This window comes from Pseudomonas sp. UME65, from assembly GCF_014170225.1.
GTDB lineage: Bacteria > Pseudomonadota > Gammaproteobacteria > Pseudomonadales > Pseudomonadaceae > Aquipseudomonas > Aquipseudomonas protegens.
The window spans coordinates 461,178-481,618 of the sequence record NZ_LZZQ01000004.1 but is presented as its reverse complement, the minus strand read 5'-3'; the positions used below and the strand labels follow the sequence as shown (position 1 = coordinate 481,618).

General features: G+C 70.1%; 2 protein-coding genes (1 of these 2 only partly in view). Both read right to left on the bottom strand.

Annotated elements, in window-relative coordinates; translation table 11 throughout:
• Positions 1-7,341: the beginning of an orfamide A non-ribosomal peptide synthetase OfaC gene (gene ofaC / locus A9971_RS03285; protein WP_183000910.1), read on the bottom strand. The gene continues 7,377 nt to the left of window position 1, outside the view; the window shows 7,341 of its 14,718 coding nt (coding positions 1-7,341); its start codon is at positions 7,339-7,341; its stop codon lies off the left edge, out of view.
• Positions 7,338-20,441 (bottom strand): orfamide A non-ribosomal peptide synthetase OfaB, encoded by a 13,104-nt coding sequence (gene ofaB / locus A9971_RS03280; RefSeq protein ID WP_183001963.1) that lies wholly within the window; start codon positions 20,439-20,441, stop codon positions 7,338-7,340. The genes ofaC and ofaB overlap by 4 nt, the downstream gene beginning before the upstream one ends.

Sequence of the window (20,441 nt, the reverse complement as noted above, 5' to 3'; positions counted from 1 at the left end):
GCCCATCAGGGTCATGTACAAGGTGGTGCCATGGCGCTGGCTCAGGGCGCGCAGGCCGGCGGTCAATTGCGCATCCAGGCGCACCTCGACGCTGCTGCCGGCGTAGTCCTGCTGGGCCGGCCGTGGCCGGTCGGTGGGCAGCATGAGCAATGGCGGCGCCCCCTCCAGGGCCTGGCGCCAGTACTGCGCCTGCTGCTCCAGCACCGCGCCACTGAGCCAGTGCCGCTGCCAGTGGGCAAAGTCGCTGTACTGCACCGCCAGCGGCGCCAGGGGGTCGGGCAGGCCACGACTGAAGGCCTGGTACAGCGCCACCAATTCCCGGGTCAGCACGCCCATGGACCAGCCATCGCTGACGATATGGTGCAGGGTCAGCAACAGCACATGGTGGTCGTCCGCCAGGCTGACCAGGCGCCCGCGGATCAGCGGCCCGCGTTGCAGGTCGAACGGCGCCGAGGCCTCGCCCTGCACCAGGGCCTGCAAGGCGTCGCTGGCCTGGGGGTGGCCCCGCAGGTTTTCCAGCAGCAGCTCCAGCCCGGATTCGGCCGGGGCGATCAGCACCTGGGCTTCGTCACCGTACTGGGCAAAGCGGCTGCGCAGGGTTTCATGGCGCGCGACGATGCGCTCCAGGGCCTGCTGCAGGGCCGCGCCGTCCAGTGGCCCGCGCAGGCGCAGGCCGATGGGAATGTTGTAGGCGGTGTTGGCCCCTTCCATCTGCGCCAGGAACCACAGGCGCTGCTGGGCGAAGGACAGCGCCAGCGGCTGGTTGCGCGGCGCCGGCAGCAGGTCCGGCAGGCTGCTGCGCTCGGCCCGGGCCAGGGCCGCGGCCACGGCGCACAGTTCGGCATTGGCGAACAGCTCGCCCAGGGCCAGCTCCACCCCCAGGCGCTGCCGCACCTGGGACAGCATGCGCATGGCCAGCAGCGAATGGCCGCCCAGTTCGAAGAAGTGATCGTGGCGCCCTACCCGCTCGACCTGCAGCAGCTCGCTCCAGATCTGCGCCAGGGCGATCTCGCTGTCGCCCTCGGGGGCCACATAGTCCCGGCTCAGCAGCGCCTCCAGCGGCGGTTGCGGCAACGCCCGGCGGTCGAGCTTGCCGTTGGCGGTCAGGGGCAAGGCAGCGAGGTGCACATAGGCCGCCGGCACCATGTACTCCGGCAGTTGCTCCAGCAGGCGCCTGCGCAGCTCGGCCGGGCTCGGCTCGGCGCCGGGGGTTGCACTGAAATAGGCCACCAGCCGGGTCTGCCCCGGCTGGTCTTCCCGGGCCAGCAGCACCGCCTCGCGGATGCCCGGAAGGCGGTTGAGGCAGGTCTCGATCTCCCCCAGCTCGATGCGCACGCCACGTACCTTCACCTGGTCGTCGTTGCGCCCCAGGTAGTCGATGCGCCCGTCCGCCCGCCAGCGCGCCAGGTCGCCGCTGCGGTACATGCGTGCGCCCGGCACGGTGCTGAAGGGGTCTTCAAGAAAGCGTTCGGCCGTCAGCTCCGGGCGGTTGAGGTAGCCCCGGGCCACCCCGGCGCCGCCCACATACAGCTCACCGGCGACGCCGATGGGCACCGGCCGCTGCTGCGGGTCCAGCAGGTAGATCCGTGCATTGGCGATGGGCCGGCCGATGTCCAGGGGCCCGCCGGCCAGCAGCCGCCCGGAGCTGGCCACTACCGTGGTTTCGGTGGGGCCGTAGTTGTTGACCACGGCAAAGCTCGGCTCCTGGCTGAACTGGCGCAGGCGGTCGCCGCCGATCAGCAGGGTGCGCAAGGTCGGGTGGCCCAGGCCCTGGTTGAAGGCGTATTCGGCCACCGGGGTCGGCAGAAAGCTCAGGTCCAGGGGCTGGGCCTGCCACCAGTGCAGCAGTTGGTCGAGGTCCTGGTGGCCGATACCGGCCGGCGGCAGGTGCAGGGTGGCGCCGCCGCACAGCGTCGGCCAGAGCTCCCAGGCCATGGCGTCGAAGCCGAAACCGGCGACGCTGGAGGCATGTCGCCCCGGCCCCAGGTCGAAGGCCTGGCAATGCCAGTCCAGCAGGTTTTCCAGGCTGGCATGCTCCACCATCACGCCCTTGGGCAGGCCGGTGGAGCCGGAGGTGTAGATCACATAGGCCAGGTGCGCGCAGCTCATGCCCGGCACCTGCAAGTTGCCCTCGGGGCGGGCCTGCCACTCGGGCTGGTCGAGGTCCACCCGGGCCATGGCCGGTTGGCCCACCAGGGCCCGGGTGCTGCCCTGCACCAGCAGCGCCAGCGGCGCGCTGTCCTGCAGCAGGTAGGCGATGCGTTCCGCGGGGTGACCCGGGTCGATGGGCACATAGGCGCCACCGGCCTTGAGAATCCCCAGCAGGCCGATCACCATCCCCGGCCCGCGCTCGACGCAGATCGCCACCCGCTGATCCGGGCCCACCCCCAGCTCCCGCAAGTGCCAGGCCAGTTGGTTGGCCCGGGCATTCAACTGGCCATAGCTCAGGCGCTGCGCGCCCACCTGCAGGGCCGTGGCCTCGGGCTGCCGAGCGGCAATGGCCTCGAAGCGCTGGGCCAGGGTCCAGCCCCGTGGGTAGTCCACGGCGCTGGCGTTGAAATCCTCCAGCAGTTGCCGGCGCTCGGTCTCATCCAGCCACTGCACCTGGGCCAGGCATTGCTGATCGTCGGCCACCATGGCCCGCAGCACCTGCACCAGGTAGGCGGCATAGCGCTGCACCGTGGCCTCATCGAACAGCGCGGTGGCGTAGTCCAGGGTTCCGCGGATCTGCCCCTGGCTTTCTCCCAGGCTCAGGGTCAGGTCGAACTTGGCCACCGCGCTGGCCCCGGCCACACCTTCGAGTTTCAGGTCCCCCAGTTGCAGGTCCTGGGCGAAGTTGTCGACCCAGGTCAGCACCACCTGGAACAGCGGGCTGTGGGACAGGCTGCGCTGGGGCCGGACGATTTCCACCACCTGCTCGAACGGCAGGTCCTGGTGCCCCTGGGCCTCCAGGCTGCGGGCGCGGACCTGGGCCAGCAGCCCGCTCACGCTCTGCCCCGGGTCCAGGTCCAGGCGCAGGGCCAGGGTGTTGACGAAGAGCCCGATCAGCCCTTCCACCTCGGCGCGCATGCGGTTGGCCACCGGGCTGCCGATCAGCAGATCGTCCTGCCCCGAAAGGCGGCTCAGCAGCAGCCCCCAGCCGGCCAGCAGGGTCATGTAGAGGGTGCAGCCATGGCGCTGGCTCAGGGCCTTGAGCTGGTCGCTCAGGGCCCGGTCCAGCAGCAGCTCGATGCTGCCACCGCTGAAATCCTGCTGCTGCGGCCGCGGCCGGTCGGTGGGCAGCATCAGCAGGCTGGGCGCGCCGGCCAGGGCCTGGCGCCAGTAGTCACTCTGCTGCTGCAGCACCTCGCCGCTGAGCCAGCGCCGTTGCCACAGGGCAAAGTCGCTGTACTGCACCGCCAGCGGCGCCAAGGGATCGGGCCGGCCCTGGCTGAAGGCCTCGTACAGGGCCACCAGCTCCCGGGTCAGCACGCCCATGGACCAACCATCGGCAACGATGTGGTGCAGGGTCAGGAGCAGCACATGGTGATCGTCCGCCAGGGCCAGCAGGCGCGCGCGGATCACCGGCCCCTGCTCCAGGTCGAAGGCCTGGGCGGCTTCGGCACGCACCCGCCCGGCCAGGGTCAGCGGCGCCTGGCGCAGGTCTTCCTCGTGCAGTTCCAGAGCGCTGTCCAGGGGCCCAATCAGCACCTGGGGCTGGTCCTCTACGCGCACGAAACGGCTGCGCAAGGTGGCGTGGCGGCTGACGATGGCCTGCAGCGCCTGGCGCAGCGCCGAGCGATCGAGCTGCCCGCGCAGGCCCAGGCCGATGGGAATGTTGTAGGCGCTGGCGGCACCGTCCATCTGCGCCAGGAACCACAGGCGCTGCTGGGCGAAGGACAGCGGCAGGTCGTGATCCTGCACCGCCGGGAAGATCTCCGGCAGATGGCTGCGCCCGGCACGCTCCAGCACCGCGGCCACCGCGCTCAGCTCGGCATTGGCGAACAGCTCGCCCAGGGCCAGTTCCACCCCCAGGCGCTGGCGTACCTGGGACACCATGCGCATGGCCAGCAGCGAATGGCCGCCCAGCTCGAAAAAGTGATCCTGGCGCCCGACCCGCGGCAGGTGCAGCACCTCCTGCCAGATCGCGGCCAGGGTGGTTTCGGTGGCGCCTTGCGGGGCCTGGTATTCACGGCCAAACAGCGCCGCCTGATCCGGCGCCGGCAGGGCCTTGCGGTCGAGCTTGCCGTTGGCGGTCAGGGGCAAGGCGTCGAGCCGTACATAAGCCACCGGCACCATGTAGTCAGGCAACTGCGCCAGCAGGTGGGCGCGCAACTGCGCCACGTCCAGGGCGACGTCCTGCTGCTGGGTGAAATAGGCCACCAGCCGCGGGTTGCCCGGCTGATCCTCGCGGGCCAGCAGCACGGCTTCCTGGATACCGGGGAACTGGCAGAGGCGGGTCTCGATTTCCCCCAGCTCGATGCGCACGCCGCGGATCTTCACCTGATCGTCGTTGCGCCCCAGGTAGTCGATGCGTCCGTCCGCCAGCCAGCGCGCCAGGTCGCCGCTGCGGTACATGCGCGCCTCAGGCTGGTCGCTGAAGGGATCGTCGAGAAAGCGTTCGGCGGTCAATTGCGGGCGGTTGAGGTACCCCCGGGCCACCCCGGCGCCGCCCACATACAGCTCACCGGCGACGCCGATGGGCACCGGGCGCTGCTGGGAATCCAGCAGGTAAATGCGCGCGTTGGCCACCGGCCGGCCGATGTCCAGCTCGCCACCGGCGTGGATCGGCCCGGAACTGGCCACCACCGTGGCTTCGGTGGGGCCGTAGTTGTTGATCAGGGCAAAGCCCTGGTCGTGGCTGAACTGGCGCAGGCGGTCGCCGCCGATCAGCAGGGTGCGCAGGCTCGGGTGGCCCTGCTCCTGGCTGAAGGCGTACTCGGCCACCGGGGTCGGCAGGAAGCTCACGTCCAGGGGCTGGGCACGCCACCAGGCGAGCAACGCATCCAGGTCCTCGCTGCCGTCCTGGGCCGGTGCCAGGTGCAGGGTCGCGCCCACACACAGCGCCGGCCAGACCTCCCAGGCCATGGCATCGAAACCGAAGCCGGCCAGGCACGAGGCCTGGCTGCCGGGACGCAGGTCGAAGGCCTGGCAGTGCCAGTCCACCAGGTTGCCCAGGGTCCGGTGCTCCACCATCACCCCCTTGGGCAGGCCGGTGGAGCCGGAGGTGTAGATCACATAGGCCAGGTTGGCCGCGCTCAGCCCCGGTACCTGGGTATTGTCCGCCGTCTGATCGAGCCACAACCGCTGGTTGAGTTCGATCACCGGCACCGCCAGGGCCGGCAGGCGCCCCAGCAGCTCGGCCTGGGTCAGCACCGCCCGCGGGCCGCAGTCCTGGAGCAGGTAGTTCAGACGCTCGGCCGGGTGGGCCGGGTCGATGGGCACATAGCAGGCCCCGGCCTTGAGAATCGCCAATAGGCCCACCACCGTTTCCAGGCTGCGCCGGGCAACGATGGCCACCCGGTCATCGGGCTGCACCCCCAGCCCGCGCAGTTGCCGAGCCAGGACATTGGCCTGTCGGTTGAGCTCGGCATAGCTCAGCGAGCGGCCCTGGTAGCAGGCCGCCAGGGCGTCTGGGGTGCGCTGCGCCTGGGCCTCGATGCGGCCATGGATAGCCTGCCCCCGGGGGTAGTCCACCGCGCTGCGGTTGAAGCCTTCCAGCACCTGCTCGCGCTCCGCCACCGGCAGGATCGGCAACTGCTCCAGGGCCAGTTGCGGCGTCTGCTCCAGGGCCTGGGCCAGGTTCTCCAGGGTGCACAGCAGGTAGCCGAGGATACGCCGCGGGTCGACCTGGGTGCTGGCCAGCAGGGTCAGGCTGAAATCCTGCCCGAGGTCGTCGACGCTCAGGGTCAGGGGGTAGTTGGTGCGCTCCTCGGAGCTCAGGGTGCTGATCCCGGCCCAGGCGGCCTGGGCCGCGGCACTGGCCCCGGCAGCACTGTGCCGGTAGTTGAGCAAGGCGCTGAACAGCGGGGTCGGTGCGCTCACGCCGCTGCAACGCTGGGCCAGGGCCAGGGCCGCGTGTTCGTGGCGCAGCAAGGTGGTGAGCCGGGCGTGGGTGGCCTTGAGGGCCTCGCCCAGGCCCTGGCTGTCCACATCCAGGCGAAACGGCAAGGTGTTGATGAAGATCCCCAGGGCCCGCTCGGTGGCTTCGGCGCCTTGCAGGCGGCCCATCAGCACAGTGCCGAACACCACCTTGTGCTTGCCCGCCAGGGTGCCCAGCACCCGGCCCCAGGCCAGGTGGAACAGGCTGGCCGCGCTGACCCCGGCCAGCCGGGCCCGGGTCCGCAGGCGCTGGCTCAACTCGGTTGGCAGGGCCTGGGTGCATTCCTCGATGGCCCGGCCATCGCCCTGCACATCCTGCAGGCCGTAAGGCAGGGTCGGCTCGTCGATATCGCCGAGCATCTGGCGGAAGAACGCTTCGTGCTCCTGTTCGCTGATGCCCAGCCGCGCCTGGGCCACGTAGTTGCGAAACGGCATGGCCGGCCCCAGGCGCTCGGCCTGCCCGGTGAGGAAGGCCTGCATCTCGTGGCGCACCACATCCAGGGCGCTGTGGTCCAGGGCCATGTGGTGGAACAGCAGCATGGCGACGATGCGCTGCCCGGCTTCATCCCGGGCATGCACCAGGCGCAGCAGCGGCGCCTGGCTGACGTCCAGGCGATAGTGGCGGGCGTCGAAACGCGCATGCAACTGGGCCAGAACCTCACCGGCCGCAGGGTCGGTCTCGACCTCTTGCAGCTCCAGCCCGGCCTCGCGCCAGACCACCTGCATCGGCTGCTCCAGACCATCCCAGAGCACCGCGGTGCGCAGGATGTCGTGCCGCGCAATGACCCCGCGCAGGGCCTCGGCAAAGGCTTCCAGGCGTTCCTCGCTGGCGAAGGCGAACTGCGCCTGCATCACATAGGGGTCGCCCTGCTGCGCACTGACGTGGTGGTAGAGAATGCCCTCCTGCAGGGGCGCCAGGGGGTAGATGTCCTGCACGTTGGCGACCCCGCCCGGGACGCTGGCGACAATGCGCTCGATGGCCTCCTGGTCGAGGTTGGCCAGGGGCAGCATCGCCGGGGTGATGCGGCTGATGCCCGGGGTGATGCCATTGGCCGGCACCTGCACCTGCCCGGCCTTGCTCGGCGAATACTGGCCGGCGCGGATCAGCTCGATCAGCTCCGGCTTGTGCTCGCGCAAGCGGGCCAGCAGCTGCGGTTCGCTCAGGGCCTGCTTGTTGCCCTGGACCACCAACTGGTCGTCCTTGAGCACCAGTTGCACATCCTTTTCCTTCAGTGTCGCCAACAGTTCGATCACGCTCACAGGACGATCTCCATTCGTTCGGTCATGGCCGCGTAGGCCGCCAGGGTCGGCTGTTCGAACAACGCCCGGACATCGGCTTCCATGCCTAGCTCACGCATGCGGCTGATCAGGCTGACCGCCAGCAGTGAGTGCCCACCCAGTTCAAAGAAATGATCGTGACGCCCCACCCGCTCGACATTGAGCAGTTCGGCCCACAGCCGCGCCAGGGCGATTTCGGTGTCGCCCACCGGGGCCTCGTACTCGCGCACCTGGGCCGCCTCCAGCCCCGGGGCCGGCAGTTCCTTGCGCGCCAGCTTGCCGTTGGCGCTCAGGGGCAGCGCCGCCAGGTGCACGAACAGCGCCGGCACCATGAACTCCGGCAGGTGCTGCAGCAGTTGCGTGCGCAGGTGCTCGACGGGCAGGCGCCGGGCGCTGTCGTGGGTGGTGTAGTAGGCCACCAGGCGCTGGTCGCCGGGCACATCCTCGCGGGCCAGTACCACCGCCTCCTTGACCTCCTCCAGCTGGGTCAGGCGCGCCTGGATCTCCCCCAGTTCGATGCGCAGGCCGCGGATCTTCACCTGGTCGTCGTTGCGCCCCAGGTACTCGATAGTGCCGTCGGCCTGATAGCGCCCGAGGTCGCCGGTGCGGTACAGGCGCGCCCCCGGTTCCTGGCTGAACGGGTCCTTGAGGAAACGTTCGGCGCTCAACTGCTCGCGGTTCAGGTAACCCCGGGCCACCTGCACCCCGCCGATGTACAGCTCGCCCACCACCCCCAGGGGCACCGGCTGCATCTGCGCGTCCAGCAGGTAGATGCAGGTATTGGCGATGGGCTTGCCGATGGGCGTGTGGTCCGGGGTATCGGCCAGCGGGCCGCTGCAATCCCAGGCAGTGACGTCCACCGCGGCCTCCGTGGGGCCGTAGAGGTTGTGCAATGCCACCTGTGGCAGTTGCTGCTTGAAGCGCCGCACCAGGCTGCCCGGCAATGCCTCGCCGCTGCACATCACCTGGCGCAGGCCCAGGTCCTCGGCGCCCTCGCCCTGGGCCAGGAACACATCGAGCATCGAGGGCACGAAGTGCAAGGTGCTGATGCCCTGCTCGCGGATCACCTGGCGCAGGTAGGCCGGGTCCTTGTGCCCGTCGGGGCGCGCCATCACCAGGCGCGCGCCGGTGAACAGCGGCCAGAAGAACTCCCAGACCGAGACGTCGAAACTGAACGGGGTCTTCTGCAACACCGCGTCCTCGGTGCCAAGGCGGTACTGCGCCTGCATCCACAACAGGCGGTTGACCACGGCCCGGTGCTCGTTCATCGCGCCCTTGGGCTGGCCGGTGGAACCGGAGGTGTAGATCACATAGGCCAGGTGCCCCGGGGTCAGCCCCTCTACTTGCGGGTTGCCCGGCGCCGGCCCGCTCCAGGCCAGCTGGTCGAGGTCCACCAGGGGCCGCGCCAGTTCGCCGAGCAATGCCCGGGTCGCGCCCTGGGCCAGCACCGCCAGGGGCGCGCTGTCGTCGAGCATGTAGGCGATGCGCTCGGCGGGGTAGCCCGGGTCGATGGGCACATAGGCGCCGCCGGCCTTGAGGATCGCCAGCAGGCCGACCACCATTTCCAGCCCGCGCTCGACACAGATCGCCACCCGGCTGTCGGGGCCGACGCCCAGTTGCAGCAGGTGCCCGGCCAGCTGGTTGGCGCGCCGGTTGAGTTCGCCGTAGCTCAGCTGCTGCTCGCCGGCCTGCACCGCAGTGGCCTCGGGGCTGCGCCGCACCTGGGCCTCGAACAGCCCGTGCAGGGTCTGCTCCAGGGGGTAATCCACGGCCGTGGCGTTGAACCCTTGCAGCAGGTGCTGACGCTCCTGCGGCGGCAGGATCGGCACCTCGCGCAGGGGCCGCTGCGGCGCCGTCTCCAGGTTCTCCACCAGGGCCAGCAGGGCCTGCTGCATGTAGCCGCAGATACGCTCGGCACCGATCCGCGCCAGGGTCATGGCGGTGAGACGGAACCCCTGGCCCAGGTCGTCGACGTTGAGGCTCAGGGGGTAGTTGGTGCGCTCCTCGCTGTGCAGGGTCTCGATGCCCTGCCAGGCCTGTTGCACGGCCTGGCTCGGCACCCCGTCGCTGCCGTGGCGGTAGTTGAGCATGGCACTGAACAGCGGCAGCGGCGCGGCCACCCCGCTGCAACGCTGGGCCAGGGCCAGGGAGGCGTGTTCATGACCCAGCAGGGCACTGAGCCGGGCGTGGGTGTCCTTGACCGCGGCACGGCTGCCACGCGCATCCAGGTCGACCCGCAGCGGCAAGGTGTTGATGAACATGCCCAGGGCCCGGTCGGCGCCCTGCCCGGCGCTCAGGCGCCCCAGCAGCACGGTGCCGAACACCACCCGGTCCTGGCCCGAGGTGACGCTCAGGACCCGGGCCCAGGCCAGGTGGAACAGGCTCGCCGCACTCACCCCCAGCAACCGGGCCTGGGTCCGCAGGCGCGCACTCAGTGACGGTTCCAGGGCCTGCTGGCGCTCTTCGATGGCATCGCCATCGCCCTGCACGTCCTGCAGGCCGAACGGCAGGGTCGGCTCATCGATATCGCCGAGCATCTCGCGAAAGAATGCCTCGTGCTCTTCACGGCTCACACCCAGGCGCGCCTGGGCCACGTAGTTGCGATAGGGAATCGCCGTGCCCGCGGGCGACTGCCCCAGCAGGCAGGCCTGGATTTCCTCGCGCACCACCTCCAGGGCGGTGTGGTCCAGGGCCATGTGATGGAACAGCAGGATGGCGACGATGCGCTGGCGGGCCGGGTCCTGGGCATACACCAGGCGCATCAGCGGCGCCCGGGTCAGGTCCAGGCGCAGGTGCCGGGCATCGAAGCGCGCCTGCAGTTGCTCCAGGACCTCGCCCTGGGCGGGGTTCGCTTGCACCTCTTGCACCTGCACCCCTGCCTGGCGCCAGACCACTTGCAGCGGCTGCTTCAGGCCTTCCCAGAGCACCGCGGTGCGCAGGATGTCGTGGCGCTCGACCACCCGCTGCAGGGCTGCGGCGAAATCATCCAGGCGTTGCCGGCTGGCGAAGGCCAGCTGCGATTGCAGCAGGTAGGGGTCGCCCTGCCGGGCACTCAGGTGGTGATAGAGAATGCCCTCCTGCAACGGCGCCAGGGGGTAGATGTCCTGCACGTTGGCCACGCCGCCGGGCACGCTGGCCACCACTCGGTCGATGGCTTCCTGCTCCAGTTCCACCAGCGGCAGCAGGTCCGGGGTGATGCGCGGGCAATCCGCGGTGATCCGGTTGGCCGGGACCGCGACCTCGCGGCCACTGCCCACCGCAGCCGCCAGCGCAGCCAGGGTCGGCTGGCCGAACAGCACCCGCACGTCGGCGTCCAGGCCGATCTGGCGCATGCGTTCGATCAGGCTCACCGCCAGCAGCGAATGCCCGCCCAGTTCGAAGAAGTGATCATGGCGCCCCACCGCCTCCACCTGCAGCACCTCGCTCCAGATCCGCGCCAGGGCCTGTTCCACCTCGCCTTCGGGGGCCACGAATTCCCGGTTCAGCCAGGCCTCTTCCCCCGGCGGTGGCAGGGCCTTGCGGTCGAGCTTGCCGTTGGCGGTCAGGGGCATGGCCGGCAGGCGCACATAGGCCACCGGCAGCATGTAGTCCGGCAGCCGGCCTTGCAGGTGGTCGCGCAGGTCTTCGGCGGCGGCTTGCACGCCCTCGGTACGGGAAGTGAAATAGGCCAGCAGGCGCCCCTCGCGGACCAGCACCAGGGCTTCCTTGAGGGCCGGATGGGTGAGCAGCGCCGCCTCGATTTCCCCAGGTTCGATGCGCATGCCGCGCACCTTCACCTGGTCGTCGTTGCGCCCCAGGTAGTCGAGGTTGCCGTCGGCGCGCCAGCGGGCCAGGTCACCGGTGCGGTACATGCGTGCCTCGGGCTCGGCACTGAAGGGGTCGTTGAGAAAGCGCTCAGCGGTCATTTGCGGGCGGTTGAGGTAACCCCGGGCCACCCCGGCGCCGGCCACATACAGCTCGCCACTGACCCCCTGGGGCACCGGACGCTGCAGTTCGTCCAGCAGGTAGAGCCGCGCATTGGCCACGGGCCGGCCGATATGCAGGGCGCTACCGGCCTCGATCCGCCCGGAGCTGGCCACCACCGTGGCTTCGGTGGGGCCGTAGTTGTTGATCACTGCAAAACCCGGGTCGGCGGCGAACTGGCGCAGGCGGTCGCCACCGATCAGCAAGGTGTCCAGTGTGGGGTGGCCGAGCCCCTGGCTGAAGGCGTATTCGGCCACCGGGGTCGGCAGGAAGCTGACATCCAGGGGCTGGGCGCGCCACCAGTGCAGCAGCGCTTCGATATCCTGGCTGCCCACATCGGCGGGCGGCAGGTGCAGGGTCGCGCCGCTGCACAGGGTCGGCCAGACCTCCCAGGCCATGGCGTCGAAGCCCAGGCCGGCGACGCTGGAGCTGTGCCGCCCCGGGCCCAGGTCGAAACTCGCGCAGTGCCAGTGCACCAGGTTTTCCAGGCTCTGGTGCTCCACCATCACGCCCTTGGGCAGGCCAGTGGAACCGGAGGTGTAGATCACATAGGCCAGGTGCGCCGGGGTCAGGTGCGGCAGCAGCGGGTTGCCCAGCTCGGCCTCCTGCCAGGCAACCCCATCGAGATCGATCGACACCACCGCAAGGCTGCCCGGCAGCTCGCGGGTGGCGCTTTGTACCAGCACCGCCAGCGGCGCGCTGTCCTGCAGCAGGTAGGCGATGCGTTCGGCCGGCAGGCTCGGGTCGATGGGCACATAGGCCGCCCCGGCCTTGAGGACCGCCAGCATGCCCCGCAACAAGTGCGGCCCGCGTTGCAGGCACAGGGCCACGCGATCGTCTGGGTGCACGCCCAACTCCAGCAGTTGCCGGGCCAGCTGATTGGCCTGCTGGTTGAGCTGGCGGTAGCTCAGGCGCAACGGCCCCTGCACCAGCGCCACAGCGTCGGGAGCCTGTGCCGCTCGCGCCTCGAACAGCCCGTGCAGGGTCTGCCCGCGGGGGTAGTCGGCGGTGCTGGCATTGCAGCCCTCCAGCAGTTGCTCGCGCTCTTGTGGCGGCAGCACCGAGCACTGTTCGAGGGCCGCCTGCGGGTTGTGTTCCAGGGCCTGGGCCAGTTGCTCCAGGGCACTTTGCATATAAGCGCCGACACGCTGCGCACCGATTCCGGCCTGGGCCAGCAGCGCCAGGCTGAAGCCTTCGCCCAGGTCATCGACGCTGAGGCTCAGCGGGTAGTTGCTGCGCTCCTCGCCCCCCAGCAGTTCGACGCCCTGCCAGATATCCAGGCCGTCCGGCGCCGCCGTGTTCGGCACGCTGTGGCGGTAGTTGAGCAAGGTATTGAACAGCGGCGCGCCGGCCGCCACCGCGCTGCAGCGCTGGGCCAGGGCCAGGGAGGCGTGCTCATGGCCGAGCAAGGCGCTGAGCCGGGCGTGGGTGGCCTTGACCGCGGCACGCACGCTGCCCTGCACATCGACCCGCAGCGGCAGGGTATTGATGAACACCCCCAGGGCGCGGTCGGCGCCCGCGCCGCCCTGCATGCGGCCCATCAGCACGGTGCCGAACACCACCTGGCGACGGTTGGCCAACTGCCCCAGCACCAGGCCCCAGGCCAGGTGCATCAGGGCCGCGGCGCTCACCCCCAGGTGCCGCGCCTGTTGCCGCAGGCGCTGGCTCAGGGCCTCGGGCAGCACCAGCTCGGCCTCTTCGATACCCAGGCCGTCACCCTGTACATCCTCTACGCCGAAGGCCAGGGTCGGCTCGTCGATGTCCCCGAGCATGTCGCGAAAGAACGCCTCGTGTTCCGCCTGCCCGGCACCCAGGCGGGCCTGGGCCACATAGTTGCGGTACGGCACCGGTGTGCCCAGGTGCTGCGCGCGGTCGAACAGCAGGTCGCGCATTTCCTCGCCGATCACCTCCATGGCGGTGTGATCCAGGGCCAGGTGGTGGAACAGCAGGATCGCCGGCACCCGCTGCTGCCCGGGCTCTCGCGCATAGACCAGGCGGATCAGCGGCGCCTGGGCCAGGTCCAGGCGCCAGTGACGGGCGTCGAAGCGCTGCTGCAACTGCGCCAGCAGGTCACCCTCGGCCGGGTCCAGGTGCTGTTCCTCGACCCGGAGCTCGGCATGGCGCCAGACCACTTGCAGCGGTTGCGGCAGGCCTTCCCAGAGCACCGCGGTGCGCAGGATGTCATGGCGCGTGATGACCTGCTGCAGGGCCCCGGCGAAACGCTGCAGTCGCTCCAGGCTGTCGAAGGCCAGGCGCGATTGCAGCAGGTAGGGGTCGCCCTGCCCGGCGCTCAGGTGGTGATAGAGAATGCCCTCCTGCAACGGCGCCAGGGGGTAGATGTCCTGCACATTGGCCACGCCGCCCGGCACGCTGGCCAGCACCCGGTCGATGGCCTCCTGGTCCAGTTCCACCAGGGGCAGCAGGTCCGGGGTGATGCGCGGGCAATCAGCGCTGATGAGGTTGGCCGGCACCTGCACTTCCCGGCCGCTGCCCACGGCATCGGCCAGGGCGGCCAGGGTCGGCTGGCTGAACAGCACCCGCACATCGGCGCTCAGGCCGATCTGGCGCATGCGCTCGATCAGGCTCACCGCCAGCAGCGAGTGCCCGCCCAGTTCGAAGAAGTGGTCGTGGCGCCCCACCTGCTCCACCTTGAGCAGCTCGCTCCAGATCCGCGCCAGGGCGATTTCCACCTCGCCTCGGGGGGCGACGAATTCACGGCTGAGCAAGGCCGACGGGGCCGGCGCCGGCAGCGCCTTGCGGTCCAGCTTGCCGTTGTTGGTCAGGGGCAAGGCCTGCAACTGCACGTAGGCCAGGGGCACCATGTAGTCCGGCAGTTGCTGCTGCAGGGCCGCGCGCAGGGCTTCGGCCGGCAGCGGCGCAGCGTCCGCCTGCAGGGTGTAGTAGGCCACCAGGCGCTTGTCCCCGGGCTCGTCTTCCCGGGCCAGGACCACGGCCTCCTTGACCCCGGCGCAGGCAGTGAGGCGCGCCTCGATTTCCCCCAGTTCGATGCGCAGGCCACGGATCTTCACCTGATCGTCGTTGCGCCCCAGGCATTCGAGCAGGCCGTTGCCCAGCCAGCGGCCAATGTCCCCGGTGCGGTACAGCAAGGCCCCGGGCTGTTCGCTGAAAGGGTCGCGGATAAATTTCTCGGCGTTGAGTTCGGGGCGGTTGAGATAACCCAGGGCCACGCCGTCGCCGCCGATCACGATCTCCCCCGGGGCACCGATGGGCAGCGGCCGCTGCTGGGCGTCCAGGACATACACCCGGGTGTTGCCGATCGGCCGGCCGATGGGCACGTGCTCCGCGTCATCGGCCAGGGCGGTGACTTCATGGGTGGTGGCGTAGGTGGTGGTTTCGGTGGGGCCGTAGCAGTGCACCAGGCGCAGCCGCGGCGCCAGCGCCAGCAGGCGGCGAAAGGCCGCCGGGTCGGCACGCTCGCCGCCGCAGAGGAGAATCCGCAGGCCCTTGAGGGCCTCGGGAATCAGTTGCACGTACTGGTTGAACAGCGCCGTGGTGACAAACAGCACCGTGGCCCCGGCCGTGCTCAGGGCCCGGCCGAAACGCGCAGGTTCCAGCAGGGTGTAGTGATCGATCACCAGCACCCGGCCGCCATTGAGCAAGGCGCCCCAGACATCCATGGTGCTGGCGTCGAAGGCCGGGTTGGAGGCGAAGGCCACCCGGTCCTCGGGGTTGAAATCGGCATAGCCGTTGTTGAGCACCAGGCGGCTGATGGCCCGGTGCGGCACCTGCACGCCCTTGGGCACGCCGGTGGAGCCGGAGGTGTACATGATGTAGGCCACGGTCTCGGACGACTGCGCCAGGTCCGGGTTGTGCCCGGGCAATGGCGCCAGTTGCAGGCGGTCCAGGTCGACCCTTCTGGCCGGGCACGCAAGCACCTGGTCGCTGCGGCTGAGCAGCAGCACGCTGGCGCTGTCTTCCACCATGAAGGCCTGGCGCTGGGCCGGGGCGTTGGTATCCAGGGGCACATAGGCCGCGGCGCATTTGCAGACGGCCAGTTGGCTCACCAGCAGGTCCAGGGACCGTGGCAACAGGATCGCCACCCGGTCGCCGGGCTGCAGCCCGAGCTCCAGCAGGTGCCGGGCCAACTGGTTGGCCCGGGTATTGAGCTCGCCGTAGCTAAGCTGCGCCTGGCCTTCGACCGCCGCCACCCGCTGCGGGTGGGCCTGGGCCTGGGCCTCGAACAGCCGGTGCACGGTGTGCTGGCGCGGGTAGTCGCGGGTGCTGGCGTTGAACTCCAGCAATACCTGGCGGCGCTCGGCCGCCGGCAGTACCGGGATGTCCTCCAGGGCCAGGGCCGGGGTCTGCTCCAAGGCCTGGGCGAGGTGTTCCAGCACGCACTGCAGGTAGCCACAGACCCGATCGCCGTCCACCTGCGCCACGGCCTGCACGGTCAGGCGCAGGCCGTGGGCGTCATCGTCGATATTCAGCGCCAGGGGATAATTGCTGCGCTCCCGGGAGTCGAGCACGCGGATCCCCTCCCAGCTCGCCGGCCCCTGCTGCGCGGTGTCGGCAGCGCTGTGGCGGTAGTTGAGCAGGCTGTTGAACAGGGGCAGCGATGCCGGCACGCCGCTGCAGCGCTGGGCCAGGGCCAGGGAGGCGTGCTCGTGGCCCAGCAATCGGGCCAGCCGGGCGTGGGTGGCGCGCAAGGCCTCGGCCACACCCTGCTCCCCGACACTGACCCGCAACGGCAAGGTGTTGATGAACATGCCCAGGGCCCGGTCGGCACCGGCGCCGCCCTGCATCCTTCCCAGCAGCACGGTGCCGAACACCACGTCATCGCGGCCCGCCAGTTGCCCCAGCACCCGGCCCCAGGCCAGGTGCAGCAGGCTGGCCAGGCTCACTCCCAGGTGCCGCGCCTGTTCCCGCAGGCGCCGGCACAGCGCCGGGTCGAGGCGCAGTTGACGCTCCCGGATGCCGCTGCCGTCGCGCTGCACGTCCTGCAGGCCGAAGGCCAGGGTCGGCTCGTCGATGTCCGCCAGCATCTCGCGGAAGAACGCCTGGTGCTGCTCCTCACCATGGCCCAGGCGCGCCTGGGCCACATAGTTGCGGTACGGTGCCGGCGCCGGCAACTGCGCGGCGGCGCCCTGCAGCACCGCGCTGATCTCCTCCACCAACACCTCCAGGGAGCTGTGGTCCAGGGCCAGGTGGTGGAACAACAGCAGGCCCAGCCAGCGCTGCTGCCCCGGGTCCGCGGCGCAGGCCAGTTGCAGCAGCGGCGCCCGGCTCAGGTCCAGGCGGTAGCGACGGGGGTCGAAACGCGCCTGCAGCTGCTCCAGCACCGGGCCCTGGGCCGGGTCCGTCTCGACCACCTGAATGTCCAGGGGCGCCTGGCGCCAGACCACCTGCACCGGCTGTTCCAGGCCTTCCCAGGCCATGCTGCTGCGCAGGATGTCGTGGCGCGCGATGACCTGCTGCAAGGCCAGGGCGAAGGTTTGCAGGGCGTCTTCGCCGGCAAATTCGAACTGCACCTGGAGCACATAGGGATCGCCCTCGGCGCTGCTCAGGTGGTGATAGAGGATCCCCGCCTGCAAGGGCGCCAGGGCATAGATGTCCTGGACGTTGGCGGCGCCGCCGGGCACCCGCGCCAGCAGCCGGTCGATGGCGGCCTGATCGAGGTCCGCCAGGGGCAGCAGGTCCGGGGTGATGTGGCGGCAATCGGCGGCGATGCGGTTGGCCGGCACCTGCACCTCGCGCTGCCCGCCCACGGTCGCCGCCAGGGCGGCCAGGGTCGGCTGGCCGAACAGCACCCGCACATCGGCGCACAGGTCCACCTGGCGCATGCGCTCCATCAGCTTGACCGCCAGCAGCGAGTGCCCGCCCAGCTCGAAGAAGTTGTCCTGGCGCCCGACCTGCGGCAAGCCCAGCAGCTCTTGCCAGATCGTCGCGATGGCCTGTTCCACCTCGCCCTGGGGCGCTGCATATTCACGCCGGGCCAGGGCCTGGCTGTCCGGCGCCGGCAGGGCCTTGCGGTCGAGCTTGCCGTTGGGGGTCAGGGGCCAGGCCTGCAACGTCACAAAGGCGCTGGGCAGCATGTGCTCGGCCAGGCTCTGTTGCAGTTGCTCGCGCAGTTGCGCAGCGCTGGCAGCGGCCCCCGGCCGGGGGATCACATAGGCCACCAGGCGCTTGTCCCCCGGGGTGTCTTCCCGGGCGATCACTACCGCTTCGCGCACGCCGTCGCAGGCCGCCAGGCGGGCCTCGATCTCCCCCAGCTCGATGCGAAAGCCGCGGATCTTCACCTGGTCATCGTTGCGCCCCAGGTACTCCAGGCTGCCGTCGCTGCGCCAGCGCGCCAGGTCGCCGGTCTTGTACAGCCGCGCCCCCGGCTCGTGGCTGAAGGGGTCGGCGATAAAGCGCTCGGCGGTCAGCTGATCGCGGTTGAGGTAGCCCCGGGCAACCCCGGCGCCGCCCACATACAACTCACCCACCACGCCGCTGGGCAGCGGCTCGCGGTGGGCATCGAGCACATACAGTTGCAGGTCGGGAATGCGCCGGCCGATGGGGCTGCTGCCCACCAGCTGGGCATCCGCCGCCTGCAACGGGCGATAGGTCACGTGCACCGTGGTTTCGGTGATGCCGTACATGTTCACCAGCTGGGTGCCGACGTTTTCCAGGTGGGCATACCAGGGCTTGAGCATCCCCGGTTCCAGGGCCTCGCCGCCGAAGATCACCTGGCGCAGAGAGTGCTTGAGGGGGCTCTGGTCCTGGGCCGCGATCAGCGAACGGAAGGCGCTGGGGGTCTGGTTGAGGATGCTCACCCGGGCTTCGCAGAGCAGCCGGTAGCAGTCATCCGGCGAACGGCTGACGGCCTGGGGCACCACCAGCAACTGGCCGCCATGCACCAGCGCCCCCCAGATCTCCCACACCGAGAAATCGAAGGCGAAGGAATGGAACAGCGCCCACACGTCCCGCCAGTTGAAGTCGAACCAGTCGCGGGTGGCGCTGAACAGCCGGGCCACGTTGCGGTGCTCCACCATCACCCCCTTGGGCAGGCCGGTGGAGCCCGAGGTGTAAATCACATAGGCCAGGTGGGCCGGGGTCAGCCCCGGCACTTCGGGGTCCTCCTGGGCTTCATGGGCCAGGGTGCGGCTGTCGAGGTCGATCAGCGGCACCCGCAGGTCGGCCACCAGGGACTGGGTGCCGGCCTGCACCAGCAGCGCCACCGGGTCGCTGTCCTGCAGGGTGTAGGCGATGCGCTCGCGGGGGTAGGCCGGGTCGATGGGCACGTAGGCGCCGCCGGCCTTGAGGATGCCCAGCAGGCCGACGATCATTTCCACGCCGCGCTCGACACAGATCGCCACCCGCTGGTCCGGGCGTACACCCAGCGCCAGCAAACGGTGGGCCACCTGGTTGGCGCGCCGGTTGAGCTCGCCGTAGCTCAGCCGCAGCTCGCCGAACAGCAGCGCCGGGGCCTCGGGCTGGACCCGGGCCTGGGCTTCCACCTGCTGGTGGATCAGCGGGCTGTCCGGGTAGTGCCCCAGCGGCGTGTTCAGGCCCTGCAACAGGTAGCGGCGCTCGCTGGCCGGGAGCATCTCCAGGCTGTACAGCGGTGCCTGCGGAGTGCTCTGCAAGGCCAGGGCCAGGCTCTCCAGGGCGGTCAGCAGGTAGCCGGCGATGCGCTCGGCGCCCAGTTGCCGATCCACCAGGGCGGTGATGCAAAAATCCTCTCCCAGGTCATCGATGTTGATGGTCAGCGGGTAGTTGGTGCGTTCTTCGGCGCCCAGCACCTGGATGCCCGGGGCCACCTCCTGCACCTGGGCGCCATCGGCGGCGTGGCTGTGGCGGTAGTTGAGCATGGCGCTGAACAGCGGCGTCGGCGCACTGACCCCGCTGCAGCGCTGGGCCAGGGCCAGGGACGCATGCTCATGGGCGAGCAAGGCACTGAGCCGCTGATGGGTGGCCAGGACCCCGGCGCGCACGCCCTGGGCGCCGACATCCACCCGCAGCGGCAAGGTGTTGATGAACATGCCCAGGGCCCGCTCGCCGCCTTCGCCGGCCTCCATGCGGCCCAGCAGCACGGTGCCGAACACCACCGCTTCGCGCCCCGACAGCTGGCCCAGCACCCGGGCCAGGGCCAGGTGCATCAGGCTGGCGCTGCTCACCCCCAGTTGCCGGGCCTGGGCCCGCAGGCGCTGGCTGAGCTCGCGGTCCAGGGTCAGCCGGGCCTCTTCGATCACCCGCCCGGCGCCCTGCACATCCCCCAGGCCGCACGGCAGGGTCGGCTCGTCGACATCGCCGAGCATCTCGCGAAAGAAGCGCTCGTGGGCCGCCTCGCTGCGGCTTGCCAGGGCCTGGGCCAGATGGTTGCGAAACGGTACCGGGGCCGGCAGGCGCTCGCTGTGCCCTTGCAGGCGGGCGTGGATTTCCTGGCGTACCAGGTCCAGCGCGGAGTGATCCAGGGCCAGGTGATGAAACAGCAGCAGCGCCACCTGGCGCTGGTTGGCCGGGTCCTCGGCGTGCACCAGGCGCAGCAGCGGCGCCTGACGCAGGTCCAGGCGAAAGTGCCGGGAGTCGTAGCGGGCCTGCAGCTGGCCGAGCACATCGCCGTCGGCCGGGTCCAGCGCCACGGCCTCGATCACCAGCGGCGCCTGGCGCCAGACCACCTGCAACGGCTCATCCAGGCTTTCCCAGGCGATGGCGGTACGCAGGATGTCGTGGCGGTCGATGACCCATTGCAAGGCTTCGACGAAGGCTTGCCGTCGCTCGGCACTGGCAAAGGCGAAGCGCGCCTGCAGCACATAGGGGTCGCCCTGGGCGGCGGACAAATGGTGATAGAGCATGCCCTCCTGCAGCGGCGCCAGGGGGTAGATGTCCTGCACGTTGGCGGCGCCACCAGGCACTGCGGCGACGATACGCTTGATGGCGGGCGGGTCCAGCTGCACCAGGGGCAGCATGTCCGGGGTGATCCTGAAGGCCGGGCTCAGCCAGCTGCCGCCCTGGCCGTCGAGCAGTTCCAGGAGCCGGGCCTTGTGCTGCACCAGGCTGTCCCAGAGCCCGTCGTCCAGCGCCTCGTCATCGCCCTGGACGAGCAGGTCCTCCTGTTCCCGTTGAAGACGGATCGCCAGGGTCGAAAGCACTGCCATCAATTCGCTGAACTGCAT

Coding starts and splice junctions, on each gene's coding strand:
- ofaB (WP_183001963.1), bottom strand. CDS start 20,441: ATGCAGTTCAGCGAATTGATGGCAGTGCTTTCGACCCTGGCGATCCGT.